The organism is Arthrobacter crystallopoietes, assembly GCF_002849715.1.
Taxonomy (GTDB): Bacteria; Actinomycetota; Actinomycetes; order Actinomycetales; family Micrococcaceae; genus Crystallibacter; species Crystallibacter crystallopoietes.
Window position 1 is genome coordinate 1,605,239 of sequence record NZ_CP018863.1, and the last position, 12,764, is coordinate 1,618,002.

The 12,764-nt window shown below is 66.6% G+C and carries 12 protein-coding genes; 6 read left to right on the plus strand and 6 right to left on the minus strand.

The genetic code is table 11. From position 1 onward, the window contains the following. Positions 1 to 67: 67 nt before the first annotated feature. Positions 68 to 1,396 carry a uracil-xanthine permease family protein gene (locus AC20117_RS07620; protein ID WP_074700240.1) on the minus strand — a complete coding sequence of 443 codons (1,329 nt, stop codon included), beginning with the start codon at positions 1,394 to 1,396 and terminating at the stop codon, positions 68 to 70. A 212-nt stretch (positions 1,397 to 1,608) separates the two neighbouring features. Between AC20117_RS07620 and AC20117_RS07625 the strand changes: the two genes are divergently transcribed. After that, positions 1,609 to 2,238: a malonic semialdehyde reductase gene (locus AC20117_RS07625; protein ID WP_074700239.1), complete on the plus strand. Its 630-nt coding sequence runs from the start codon at positions 1,609 to 1,611 to the stop codon at positions 2,236 to 2,238. A 192-nt stretch (positions 2,239 to 2,430) separates the two neighbouring features. On the opposite strand, the gene pgm is transcribed toward AC20117_RS07625, so the two are convergent. Continuing rightward, complete coding sequence (gene pgm / locus AC20117_RS07630) at positions 2,431 to 4,077, minus strand: phosphoglucomutase (alpha-D-glucose-1,6-bisphosphate-dependent) (protein ID WP_074700238.1); 1,647 nt, start codon at positions 4,075 to 4,077, stop codon at positions 2,431 to 2,433. A gap of 175 nt (positions 4,078 to 4,252) precedes the next feature. Between pgm and AC20117_RS07635 the strand changes: the two genes are divergently transcribed. Then, entirely contained in the window at positions 4,253 to 4,717 is a 465-nt protein-coding gene (locus AC20117_RS07635) for a DUF4190 domain-containing protein (RefSeq protein WP_074700237.1), read from the plus strand. Between the two features lie 79 nt (positions 4,718 to 4,796). Here the strand turns inward: AC20117_RS07635 and AC20117_RS07640 are convergent, their stop codons facing one another. Next, on the minus strand, positions 4,797 to 5,171 hold the full coding sequence (locus AC20117_RS07640) for an ArsR/SmtB family transcription factor (protein ID WP_101632560.1): 375 nt from the start codon (positions 5,169 to 5,171) through the stop codon (positions 4,797 to 4,799). Between the two features lie 125 nt (positions 5,172 to 5,296). Here AC20117_RS07640 and arsB point away from each other — a divergent pair, with 125 nt between their 5' ends. The 3 genes from arsB (at position 5,297) to AC20117_RS07655 (ending at position 8,363) form a co-directional block, all read left to right on the plus strand. Beyond that, positions 5,297 to 6,424, plus strand: a complete 1,128-nt coding sequence (gene arsB, locus AC20117_RS07645; RefSeq protein ID WP_074700236.1) for an ACR3 family arsenite efflux transporter — start codon at positions 5,297 to 5,299, stop codon at positions 6,422 to 6,424. Next, the gene (locus AC20117_RS07650) at positions 6,424 to 6,867 is read left to right on the plus strand and encodes an arsenate reductase ArsC (RefSeq protein WP_074700235.1); all 444 of its coding nucleotides are present in this window, start codon (positions 6,424 to 6,426) and stop codon (positions 6,865 to 6,867) included. The genes arsB and AC20117_RS07650 overlap by 1 nt, the downstream gene beginning before the upstream one ends. Positions 6,868 to 6,938: 71 nt before the next feature. Then, positions 6,939 to 8,363 carry an FAD-dependent oxidoreductase gene (locus AC20117_RS07655; protein WP_074700234.1) on the plus strand — a complete coding sequence of 475 codons (1,425 nt, stop codon included), beginning with the start codon at positions 6,939 to 6,941 and terminating at the stop codon, positions 8,361 to 8,363. Positions 8,364 to 8,380: 17 nt separating this feature from the next. On the opposite strand, the gene AC20117_RS07660 is transcribed toward AC20117_RS07655, so the two are convergent. Continuing rightward, the gene (locus AC20117_RS07660; protein ID WP_074700233.1) at positions 8,381 to 9,154 is read right to left on the minus strand and encodes an NAD(P)H-dependent oxidoreductase; all 774 of its coding nucleotides are present in this window, start codon (positions 9,152 to 9,154) and stop codon (positions 8,381 to 8,383) included. Positions 9,155 to 9,240: 86 nt separating this feature from the next. Between AC20117_RS07660 and AC20117_RS07665 the strand changes: the two genes are divergently transcribed. Further along, entirely contained in the window at positions 9,241 to 9,606 is a 366-nt protein-coding gene (locus tag AC20117_RS07665; RefSeq protein ID WP_074700232.1) for a winged helix-turn-helix transcriptional regulator, read from the plus strand. A 147-nt stretch (positions 9,607 to 9,753) separates the two neighbouring features. On the opposite strand, the gene AC20117_RS07670 is transcribed toward AC20117_RS07665, so the two are convergent. Then, entirely contained in the window at positions 9,754 to 11,229 is a 1,476-nt protein-coding gene (locus AC20117_RS07670; RefSeq protein ID WP_074700231.1) for a peptide MFS transporter, read from the minus strand. A 105-nt stretch (positions 11,230 to 11,334) separates the two neighbouring features. Then, positions 11,335 to 12,717 carry an amidase gene (locus AC20117_RS07675; RefSeq protein WP_074700230.1) on the minus strand — a complete coding sequence of 461 codons (1,383 nt, stop codon included), beginning with the start codon at positions 12,715 to 12,717 and terminating at the stop codon, positions 11,335 to 11,337. Between the last annotated feature and the right edge of the window lie 47 nt (positions 12,718 to 12,764).

Sequence of the window (12,764 nt, forward strand, 5' to 3'; positions counted from 1 at the left end):
CCCTGAGGCGCGATGTCTGCAACGCTAGTCGTCTTGCCGGAATCGGTCTAGGGTACCGGCAGCATCGTCAGCCGAGCTTGGACGGTTTGACCCCGGAATCCTCTGCCGAGTCCAGCGGTTCGGTGCCGCGCCACCGGGCTATCGCGCTCATGCCGTGGAAGATCAGCAGCGCGGCGCCCGTGCCCAGGGCAATGCCCTCGAAAGTCAGTTCGCCGATGCTCCAGGTGAAGTTGGCGATGCCGACCACCAGCGAGACTCCGGCGACGGAAAGGTTGATGGGGTTGGCGAAGTTCACCCGGTTCTGCACCCAGATGCGCACGCCCAGAATGCCGATCATGCCGTAGAGCACGACGCCGGCCCCGCCCAACACTCCCGGCGGGACGGTGGCGATGGCTGCGCCGAACTTGGGGAACAGGCTCAGCAGCACCGCGATGACGCCGGCCACCCAGTAGGCAGCGGTGGAGTAGACCTTCGAGGCGGCCATGACGCCGATGTTTTCCGCATACGTGGTGGTTCCGGAACCGCCGCCGGAACCGGCGAGGACCGTGGCCAGGCCGTCGGCCATCAGCGCCCGCCCGGTGTACGGGTCCAGATCCTGCCCGGTCATCGCGGCCACCGACTTCACATGGCCGATGTTCTCGGCAACCAGCACCAGCACCACGGGGATGAAGAGCCCGACGACGGAAAGGTGGAACTCGGGTGCGTGGAAGGGCGGCAGGCCGAACCACGCGGCGTCGTTAATCGAGGAGAAGTCCACCTCGCCGCGGAAGATCGCCGTGACATAGCCCGCCAGGACGCCCATCAGGATGGACAGCCGTCCCAGCAGGCCGCGGAAGAGGACCGTGGTGAGCAGGATGGCGGCCACCGTGACCAGCCCGGTAACGGCGCCCTGCTCGAAGTTCAGCTTCGCGGTGGGCGCCAGGTTGAGGCCGATGAGCGCCACGATCGAACCGGTGACCACCGGCGGCATGACCATCTGGATCCAGTGCGTGCCGGCTTTGTGCACAATCAGGCCGACGACGAAGAGCACGGCGCCGGCCATGACGAGACCGCCCAGCGCGCCGCCCATGCCGTGCTGGTTCATCGCCGCGCCGATCGGGGCGATGAAGGCGAAGCTTGAGCCGAGGTAGCTCGGGACGCGGCCGGCGGTGATGAGCAGGAAAAGGATGGTGCCGACGCCGGAGAACAGCAGGGTGGTCGACGGCGGAAAACCGGTGAGCAGCGGAACCAGGAACGTCGCGCCGAACATCGCCACCACATGCTGGGCGCCGATGCCGATGGTCCGCGGCCAGCTCAACCGCTCCTGCGGAGAGACCACAGACCCCGGTCCGATGCGCTTGCCATCGCCGTGCGTCGTCCAGCCGAGGCCGAGTTTGGTGGAACCGAGCGTACCCATGGCGAGTCTCCTGCAGATAAGGGGATTTTCTGAGCAAACTTTACCGCCAGCGGTGGTGCCGGGGCTTCCGCGGCGCAGCTGCTCAAGCGGGTTTGCTGACGCCTCGGCGGCAGTATGGCGGCGATCGTGACGCAGATCATGCTCTGTGGCGGACGGTTTGGCGCCGAAAAAGCGTTGGCACCTTTGAACGCCGTAGCTACCGAAAGGTCCCCATGACAGCCCAGAGCACCGCTGAAATCAACCTCCAGGACGAACTGGTCCTCGATGCCGCAGCCGCCGACACACTGTTCCTCGAGGGGCGCTCGGCCAACACCTTCACCGACGAACCGGTCACCGAAGAGCAGCTGCGCGCCATCTATGAGCTGGCGAAAATGGGCCCCACGTCCATGAACATCCAGCCGCTGCGCATCACCTGGGTCCGCTCCGCCGAAGCCCGCGAGCGGTTGGTTGGGCACATGGCGGAAGGCAACCGGGCCAAGACGGCCGCGGCTCCGCTGGTGGCCGTGCTGAGCTTCGACACCGAGTGGCACGAGCAGTTCCCCACCTTCTTCCCGCACGCCGCCGAGCGCAAGGCCATGTTCGACGGCAACGAAGAACTCCGTGCGGTGATGGGCAACAACAACGGCCACATACAGGCCGCCTACTTCATCATGGCCGTCCGCGCCGTCGGTCTGGCCGCCGGTCCCATGGGCGCCTTCGATGCCGCCGGTATCGACGCCGAATTCCACGAAGGCCTGAACCGCAAGACCTTCATGGTGGTCAACGTCGGCAAGCCCGGCGAGGACGCCTGGTTCCCGCGGCTGCCCCGCCTGGACTACGACTTCGCTACCACCACGGTTTAAACGTCCGCCTGAGGCCGCCCCCTATCCACCGGGGAAGGGCCCGAGAGGACCCTTACTCATCGACGACGGGCCCCGCCTGCAATAACGGTGCTGCCCAGCACCGTTATTGCAGACGAGGCCCGTTTCGGTTCCCCGGAAGACCGTCGGCGCCACGGGTAATCGGGTTCGAGGTTTGTCTTCCCGGGCCCCGGGCTAGGAGATGACGCCGTCGACAATCGCCTTCGCCTCGGCCTGGACCTGCTTCAGGTGGTCTTCGCCCTTGAAGGACTCCGCGTAGATCTTGTAGACGTCTTCCGTGCCGGAGGGGCGCGCGGCAAACCAGGCGTTCTCGGTGGTGACCTTGAGCCCGCCGATCGGCGCCCCGTTGCCGGGCGCCTCGGTCAGCTTGGCGGTGATCGTCTCGCCCGCGAGCTCCGTGGCCGAGACGTCGGTGGCGGAGAGTTTGCCCAGCGCCGCCTTCTGCTCCCGGCTCGCGGCGGCGTCAATGCGGGCGTACGACGGCGAGCCGAACTTCGCGGTCAGCTCACCATAGATTTCGGACGGCGACTTGCCCGTGACGGCCTTGATCTCCGAGGCCAGCAGCGCCAGCAGGATGCCGTCCTTGTCCGTTGACCAGGGCTTGCCGTTGAACCGAACAAAGGACGCGCCCGCGGACTCCTCGCCGCCGAAGACACCCTCGCCCGAGAGCAGGCCCGGGACAAACCACTTGAAGCCGACCGGAACCTCCACCAGCTTGCGCCCCAGGTCCGCCGCCACCCGGTCGATGATCGAGGAGGAGACCAGAGTCTTGCCCACCGAGGCTTCCGCCGGCCACTGCGGCCGGTGCGTGTAGAGGTACTGGATGGCCACGGCCAGGTAGTGGTTGGGGTTCATCAGTCCCGCATCCGGGGTGACAATTCCGTGCCGGTCCGCATCGGCGTCGTTGCCGGTGGCAATATCAAAGGAGGCACCGCCGTCGCGCACCTTCGCGATCAGCGAGGCCATGGCGGACGGCGAGGAACAGTCCATCCGGATCTTTTCGTCCCAGTCCAGCGTCATGAACGCCCACTGCGGATCCACCGTGGGGTTGACCACGGTGAGTTCCAGGTTGTGCCGGTCCGCGATCGCGCCCCAGTAGTCCACGGACGCGCCGCCCATCGGGTCCGCCCCGATCCGCACGCCCGCCTCGCGGATGGCATCCAGGTCCAGCACCTGCGGCAGGTCTTCCACATAGTTGCTCATGAAGTCGTAGCTGCCCACGGCGCCGGAGAGCTGCGCCTGGCCGATGGGAATCCGCTTCACGCCGCGCAGGCCGGCTTCGAGCAGCTCGTTGGCCCGGTTCGCGATCCAGCCGGTGGCATCCGAATCGGCGGGACCGCCGTGCGGCGGGTTGTACTTGAAGCCGCCGTCCTGCGGGGGATTGTGGGATGGGGTGATGACAATGCCGTCGCCCTGCGCGTCAGGATGCGCCGCATTGTGCTTCAGGATGGCATGGCTGACGGCCGGCGTCGGGGTCCAGCCGGTCCGTGCGTCCACCCAGACGGTGACGCCGTTGCCGGCGAGGACCTCGAGGGCGGTGTTCTGCGCCGGATCGGAGAGCGCGTGCGTGTCCTTGCCGACAAACAGCGGCCCGGTGATGCCCTGGCCGGCGCGGTATTCCACGATGGCCTGCGTGATGGCGGCGATGTGCTCTTCGTTGAAGGAGCCCTTGAGACTGGTGCCGCGGTGCCCCGAGGTGCCGAACGCCACGCGCTGCACCGGATCGCGCGGATCCGGCTTGATGTCGAAATACGCGTCGAGCAGCGCGGTGAGGTCAACAAGGTCGCTGGGTTGGGCCAAGGTGCCCGCACGGTTTGCCATGGCACCAGCATGCCAAACATCGGGCCGGCCTAGTGACTTGGGTTACCGGAAATTCATCAGATTACGACGGCGGCAGCTCACCTCCGCGTTATCCACAACAAAATTCTAAACTAGTAGCGGCAGGCGGCCCGCAGGTAGGCTGTTCTGAGCGGAGCGGATCAAGGGGAGCAGCACCATGTCAGGTACGGACCACGGGCAGCAGCCACCGTTCAACGATCCCAAACACCCGAGCTGGTACACGGAGCCGGGCGCCGCAGGCAACAAGCCGGTTCCGCCGCCGTCGCCTGAGGTCGCCCCGAATCCCTACGCTTTCCAGCCCGGCCCGGGTGCCCAGCCCACACCGCAGTACAACCCGTACGGCGGTCCCGGCTACAACCAGCAGATGTACTACCAGCCGCAGCCTCAACCCAAGGGTCTGAGCATCGGCGCCCTGGTCTGCGGGATCGTCGGCGTGGTGACCTTTGGCTTCCTTTTCCTGCCCCAGATTGCCGCCATCGTGCTGGGCCACATCGGCCTGTCCAAAGAGCCGGCCGGGCGGGGACTGGCCATCGGCGGCCTGGTGATGGGTTATCTGGTGGCCGGACTCTGGGCCATCCTGCTGTTCTTCGGGTTCATCGGCGCGGCCAGCAGCGGTTTCTGACGCGTCCCGCACCGGCCTTCAGGGCGTCCGCCCGTGACTGCTCACTCCTGCTGCGGCCATCTCCTGCTGCCGGCCGTTGCTACTTGGGTTCGGCCAGCACTCCGGCCAGGTTGTCCAACGCTCCCGGCACTAGCGAGAAGTAGGCCCAGACGCCGCGCTTCTCCCGGCGCAGGATGCCCGCGTCGACCAGGACCTTCAGGTGGTGGGACACCGTGGGCTGGCCAAGGTCCAGCGGCTCGATCAGGTCGCAGACGCAGGCTTCCGCCCCTTCGCTGGCCGAGATGATGGAGATCAGGCGCAGCCGGTTGGGATCCGCCACTGCTTTGAACTGCGCGGCCAGCGCGGCGGCGCGCTCGGCACTCATGACCGGCGCTCCGGTCGGGGTGCAGCAGGTAGCCTCTGGCTCGACCGGGCCGCTTGCCGGAGCGGCCGGCAGTTCGGTAATGGACGTCATGCCATCCATTATGCACAGAGATTGACACTCGTCGATATGTCCCGCCATACTCGGAATCGATAAACATCGATTTCCTTCGATGTCTGCGTGCCCGCAAGGCTGGCGCGCCGCAGTCATCCGCAGCCATGCCGAGGAGCTACGTGAGCACCCCCGTCGCAACACCCGAAACCGGTCAGGTCAGCGCCCGGCTCTCCACGCTGGACCGCTTCCTGCCCGTGTGGATCATCGCGGCCATGGCGGCCGGCCTGCTGCTGGGCCGCTTCATCCCCGGTCTGGCCGGCGCGCTGGATTCGGTCCAGGTAGCGGATGTCTCGCTCCCGATCGCTATCGGACTGCTGGTGATGATGTATCCGGTGCTGGCCAAGGTCCGCTACGACGAAACCCACCGTGTGATGGCCGACAAGAAGCTCATGATCAGTTCGCTGGTGATCAACTGGCTCGCGGCCCCGGCCTTCATGTTCGCCCTGGCCTGGACCTTCCTGCCGGACCTGCCCGAGTACCGGACGGGCCTGATCATCGTGGGGCTCGCCCGCTGCATCGCCATGGTCATGATCTGGAACGACCTGGCCTGCGGCGATCGCGAAGCTGCGGCAGTGCTGGTAGCGATCAACTCGGTCTTCCAGGTCATCGCGTTCGGCGCGCTGGGCTGGTTCTACCTGCAGCTGCTGCCCTCCTGGTTGGGGCTGCCCACCACCAGCGCGGAATTCTCATTCTGGGCGATCACCGCCAGCGTCCTGGTCTTCCTCGGGATCCCGCTGCTCGCCGGATTCCTGACCCGCACCATCGGTGAAAAGGCCAAGGGCCGCGACTGGTACGAGAACAAGTTCCTGCCCAAGCTCGGCCCCTGGGCCCTCTACGGACTGCTGTTCACGATCGTGCTGCTGTTCGCCCTGCAGGGGGATGAAATCACCTCCAACCCGCTGGACGTCGCCCGGATCGCGCTGCCGCTGCTGGTCTACTTCTCCGTGGTCTTCGGGGCCGGCATGGTGATCGGCAAACTCCTGAACATGGGCTATGCCCGGACCACCACGCTGGCGTTCACCGCAGCCGGGAACAACTTCGAGCTGGCCATTGCCGTGGCGATCGGCACCTACGGCGTCACCTCCGGGCAGGCGCTGGCTGGCGTGGTCGGTCCGCTGATCGAGGTCCCGGTCCTGGTGGCCCTGGTCTACGTAGCGCTCTGGGCCCAGAAGAAATACTGGCCCGCCGCCACCCCCGTACTGTCCATACCTACCGAGGGAAAGACGAAGTAATGAGCGCAGCCACCGGAAGCACCGCTGGGAAACCGTCCGTCCTGTTCGTCTGCGTCCACAACGCGGGACGTTCGCAGATGGCCGCGGCCTACCTGACCCATCTGGCTCAGGGCGCCATCGAGGTCCGGTCTGCCGGCTCCCAGCCCGCGGACCAGGTGAACCCCGCAGCGGTCGAGGCGATGCGTGAAGAGGGCATCGACATCTCGGCTGAGCTGCCCAAGATCCTCACCACCGAGGCCGTCAAGGATTCCGACGTCGTTGTCACCATGGGCTGCGGCGACGAGTGCCCCTACTTCCCGGGCAAGCGCTACGAGGACTGGGTGCTGGAGGATCCGGCCGGCAAGGGCGTGGACTCCGTCCGCCCCATCCGGGACGACATCAAGGGCCGCATCGAAAAACTGATTTCCGAGCTGCTGCCCGCCGCTCATCCGGACGCCAGCTAGCCCAATACGCCAACCACCCGCAAGCCGTGCGGAGGAAACCGCACCATGGTCCGCTCGAGGAAGAGGAAGCCATGCCTGACAATGCCGTTCCCGCCGACACCGCGGAACTTCCCGTCGTCGTCATCGGGGCCGGGCCGGTAGGCCTGGCCGCCGCGGCCCACCTGCTGGAACGCGGACTGCGGCCGGTCATCTTCGAAGCCGGGCCCGCGCCGGGTGCAGCCATCCGTGCCTGGGGCCATATCCGGCTCTTCTCGCCGTGGCGGTTCAACATTGACGCCGCCTCCCGCCGGCTGCTCGAGGGGACCGGCTGGGAGGAACCGCGGCTGACCTCGCTGCCTTACGGCACGGACCTTCTCGAGCGGTACATCGAGCCGCTGGCAGCGGTCCCGGCCATCCGGGACGCCCTGCAAACGTCCTCCCGTGTGGTCGCCGTCAGCCGGGCAGGCCTGGACAAAACCCATTCCCGCCGCAGGGACGAGACTCCGTTCCTGGTCCGGGTCCAGGATGCTTCCGGCACGGTGGCAGACCATTACGCCCGCGCGGTGATCGATGCCTCCGGCACCTGGGACCGGCCCAATCCGCTCGGCCAGGCCGGGCTCCCCGCACGGGGCGAAGCGGAGGCCATCGCTACCGGACACATCACGGAACCGCTGCCCGACGTGACCGGCCGCGGCAGTGCCAGGTTCGCCGGCAAACATGTCCTCGTGGTCGGGGCCGGACATTCGGCCGCCAACACCCTGCTCAACCTCGGACAGCTGGCCAGGAACGAACCCGGCACCCGGATCAGCTGGGCCGTCCGCGGCGCGGACGTAACCGGGCTCTACGGCGGCGGCGATCTGGACGGCCTCCCCGCCCGCGGCCAGCTCGGCACCAGGCTGCGCAAGCTGGTGGAAGACGGCCGGATCGAGCTGCAGACCTCCTTCAGCATTACGGGCTTCAAGACCGCGGACACCCTCGCTGTTTTCGGGACGACACCCGACGGTGATGTGCAGCTGGACGTGGACCTGCTGATCCCGGCCACGGGCTTCCGCCCCGACCTGGACATGCTGCGCGAACTCCGACTCGAGCTGGATCCCGCCGTGGAGGCGCCCCGTCAGCTGGGCCCGCTGATCGATCCGGAATTCCACAGCTGCGGTACGGTGCCGCCGCACGGGGCCAAGCTGCTGGCCCATCCCGACAAGGACTTTTACCTTGCCGGAATGAAGTCCTACGGCCGCGCCCCAACCTTCCTGCTGGCCACCGGCTACGAACAGGTCCGATCCATCGCGGCCGCCATCGCCGGGGACCACGAAGCTGCCGACAAGCTGCAGCTGGAACTGCCCGAAACCGGTGTCTGCTCCACCGACCTCGCCGGCAGCTGCGACGCACCCGCGGCCGGTACCACTGCAGACCTGGAACAAGCGGAAGAAGCGGCCTGCTGCGCGGCTCCGGAACCGGCCTTCCTCGGAATTCCTACCGGCCTGGCCCACGGGCGGTCCGGAGTGTCCGCGCGCTGACGTACCCGGCCTTCGGGTTATAGGGAGTGGATGGACAGTCCGGTTTCCCCCGGGCAGATGCTCGGTGCCAATTCCCATTGCTCCGTGTAGTCGCCCTGGAACTGTGGCCGGTAGGGGATCGGCGGCTCCGAGAACAAGCCGTCAAGCCGGTCCAGCAGGCTCCGGAGATGACCGCAGTACGTTGAAGGATCCGTGAAATCCGCACTGGGCAGGGCGAACGGTGCCAGGACACCCATCCCGGTGTAGGCCAGCGTCCCGTGCAGGAGTCCGAAGAGGAGTTCCGTGATTTCGCCGCTCTTGCCCCGCGGGCCGATGGAAGCCTCCCGGTCCCCGAGCGTTGTGACGACCATGGCGCGCTTGCCCACAAAGGGGCCGTTTTCGAAACGCAGCCGCCTTCCGCTGGCAGGATCCTTGCCAAAGGCGAACCCGCTGACGAACACGCGATCGAACCATCCCTTGAGAATGGCGGGCATGCCGTACCACCACAGCGGAAACTGGATCACGAGAGCGTCGGCGTCCCGGATTTTTTGCTGTTCCCGTACGACGTCGGCCGGTTGCGTGCCGTCGAGATAGGCCCGCCTGGTGTCGTCGGTGACCCGGAATGGCTCCGCGGCGGAAGCCATGCTCTCGCCTGCAAGGACGGGGTTCCAACCCATCTTGTAGAGATCGGATTCGATCACTGTGTGTCCATTTTTTCGGAGCTGTTCCAGCCCCGCCCTCCGGAACGAGCCGTTCAGCGATTCCGGTTCAGGATGGGCACTGACCCATAAAACAGTTGAATGTCCAGCCATGCCAGCTAGCCTAGGTTCTAAGGGCCGATCGCAACAGTACGGTCTTTAACCGCTGATACAGACAAAATTGTCACTAAGGGGCTCCAATGAGAAAAGCAGTGGAAACGGCGGCGCAGGTTTGCCCGGTGGAGGTTGCGGTCGCGGTCTTGGGCGGCACCTGGAAGCTCACCATCGTCAAATACCTGCTGGAGGGCACCCTGCGCTTCGGTGAACTCGGCCGGCTGCTCCCGCTGGCAGGTGCGCGTACCCTCACCCGGCAGCTTCGGGAGTTGGAGGAGGACGGCGTTGTCGACCGGAAGGTTTTCGCCCAGGTCCCGCCCAAGGTGGAGTATTCCCTGACAGCATTGGGGCGGAGCCTGGAAAATATTGTTGCGGATCTCGACCGCTGGGGAACGAACTACGCTTCGGCCGCGGCGCAGCTGGGGGAACGGGCCCAGCAAAAATCCGGCTAACCGGCCTGTCACTCGGGCCGGCCACCGGAAGCGCTTGAACCAACGACGGCGCCGCCCGAGGTGAGTTGGAAAACCCACCTTGAGCGGCGCCGTCGTTAGTTGGTTGCAGTTACAGAACCGGCGCGAGACCGGCGGATCAGGTCCGGGTCAGCGCACGCCGCCCATGATTTTCTTCAGGGACGGTGCCGCGATGGCCAGGGCGATGCCCAGGATGATCGCCGTGATGCCGATGAAGCCGAAGTACGGGGCCTCGTTCGCCGGATCGTAGTAGCCGGCAAGGATGCCGGCCAGCGTGGTGCCCAGCGAGATGGAGAGCAGGAACAGCGCCACCATCTGGGTCTGGAACGCCTTCGGGGCCAGCTTGGTGGAGATGGAGCTGCCGGTGGGGGAGAGGAAGAGCTCCGCCATGGTGAACAGGAACAGGATGCCCGCCATCGCCAGCAGCGGGGTGCTGTTGGCGCCGGCGCCGGAGAGCGGGATGAAGGCCAGGAAGGCCAGTCCCATTACGGCGAGGCCGATGGCGAACTTCAGCGGGGAACCGGGCTGCTTGGGGCCGAGCTTGGTCCAGACAGTGGCGAAGATGCCGGCGAAGATGATGATGAACACCGGGTTGATGGACTGCACCCAGCTCGCCGGCATTTCCCAGCCGAAGAGGTTTCGGTCCAGCTGCTTGTCCGCGTAGAGCGCCACCACGGTGAACTGCTGCTGGAACAGGGCCCAGAATGCCGCGGACCCGATGAACAGCGGGATGAAGGCGTATACGCGGCCGCGCTCCAGCGGCGTGACCTTCTTGCTGGAGAGAATCACCGCGAAGTAGGCCACGGCGGCGAGGATCGCCAGCCAGGCCATGATCGGGGCCAGGTTCTCCGCGGTGACCAGGCCCAGCGCCACGGCCAGCACCACAACCACCAGGCCGGCAATCCCGATTCCGGCGACCTTGCCGAACTGGGTGCGCGGCAGCGGGTTGGCCACGTGGTGGGATTCCTCGGGCAGGTTCTTGCGGGTCAGGGCGTACTGCGTGAGGCCGATGGCCATGCCGATGGCGGCCAGGCCGAAGCCATAGTGGAAGCCGAGCTGGACGTGGGCCAGGCCGGTCAGCAGCGGGCCCACCAGGCCGCCGATGTTCACGCCCATGTAGAAGATGGAGAAGCCGGCGTCGCGGCGCTCGTCCTTCTCGCCGTAGAGCGAGCCGACCAGCGAGGTGGCGGTGGCTTTCAGCCCGCCGGAACCGACGGCCACCAGGATCAGGCCGATAGCCAGGCCAATCGTGCCCGGGATCACGGCCAGCGCGATGTGGCCGAACATGATCATGATGCCGGAGTAGAAGAGGACCTTTTCGGAACCGAGGAGGCGGTCCGAAATCCAGGCCCCGAGGATGCTGGAGAGGTAGACACCGCCGCCGTAGGCGCCCACCAGTCCGGTGGCAACGCCTTCGTCGATGCCCAGGCCGCCCTCGGCGACCGAGAAGTACATGTAGTAGAGGAGGATGCCCTGCATGCCGTAGAAGGAGAAGCGCTCCCACAGTTCTACGGAAAAGAGGTTGGCGAGCATTCGGGGGTGCCCGAAAAATGTCTTACCGCCGGTAGCTTGTGGCCGAGTAGCCGATTGTGAGGTTTGGCTCATTTACTCCATTTTGCCACCGGACTTTATGCATTGTCATATTCTTGGTTGCCCACCGCAACCGATGGTATTGCGACATGTCCGGATTTGCGGGGGAGTTTTCCCCGGTCAGCGCACGTTTTCGAGCTGCGCGGCGGCCGCCAGCAGGACTGCTTCCGAGCCGGGTTTGCCCACCAGCTGGATGCCCATCGAATGCCCGCGTGCAGTGGTCAGTACGGGCACGGCGATGGCCGGCAGCCCGCAGACATTGATCATGGAGGTGTAGGGCGAGTACTGGCACTGGCGCATATAGTCCACCTCGGCGCTGGTGGCGGTGTACCAGCCGACCGGGCGCGGCGTCATGGCCAGCGCCGGTGTGAGCACCAAATCGTACTGGCCGAACTGCGCGATGGTGTCTTCCTGGAACCGCGCCAGAATCCGCAGCGCAGCGAGCAGCTCGGCCGGGGATTTTTTCAAAGCACGACGGCGGAAGGCCCGGGTGAGCGGCATCAGCTGCGGTTCGCGGCTGGCCGGCATCCGCAGCTGGGCCAGCGAGGAGGTCCACACGGTGGTGAACGCGTCCGGATAGCGGTTGTCGTACCGGAAGTCCGCGTCCAGCACATCGTGGTTAAGGCCGCCGAGCAGCCGGATGCCTTGGTCGAAGGCGGTCTGGGCCTCTGGCTCGAGCCAGAGCGGGTAGCTGGCGGCAAACGGCGAGAGCGTGCTGGCACCGATCCGGAACCTGCCCTCGGCCCGCAACGCGGCACCGAGGAAATCGGGCTCCGTCCCGAAGGCCGCGCGGGCGAGCGGCTCGTCCACCATCGCGTCCAGCAGCAAACCGGCGTCCGCCGCGGTCCGGGCCAGCGGCCCGGCCACCACCAGCCGCCCGGCATCCTCGCCGGAGGTACCGGCCGGCACCCGGGCCCGTCCCGGTTTCAGCCCGATGAGTCCGGTGGCCGCGGCGGGGATCCGGACGGAGCCGCCGCCGTCGGAACCCGGCGCGAACGGCAGCATGCCGGCCGCCACTGCCGCCGCGCTTCCGCCCGAGGAGCCGCCTGGGCTGGTGGCCGGATCCAGCGGATTGCGCGCTGGCCGGGCGATCCGGTTTTCGCTGTAGGCGGTCAGCCCGAACTCGGGGACCTGCGTCTTGCCCAGGCTGATGGCACCGGCGGCCTGCAGGACGTCCACTAGCGTGTGGTTGGCCGGTGCCGGGACATGGTCAACGGCGGAACTGCCGTGGGTGGTGTGCACGCCGGCCACATCGGTCAGGTCCTTGAAGGCCAGCGGCAGCCCGTGCAGCCGCGGCAGCTCCTGGCCGTGGGCCTGCCGCTCGTCTGCCTCGCGGGCGGCGGCAAGGGCCTGCTCCGCGGTGACGGTGATGAACGCGCCCAGCTCGGGGTTCAGCGCCTCGATCCGGGTCAGATAGTGCTCGGTGAGCTCCCGCGAGCCGACCTCCCCGCGGCGGACGGCGTCCCGCTGCTGCAGTGCCGAGAGTTCGTGCAGATCGCTCATAAAATCCAGTTGCCCTTTGGTAGCCCGAACCACCATGCTACGACGGG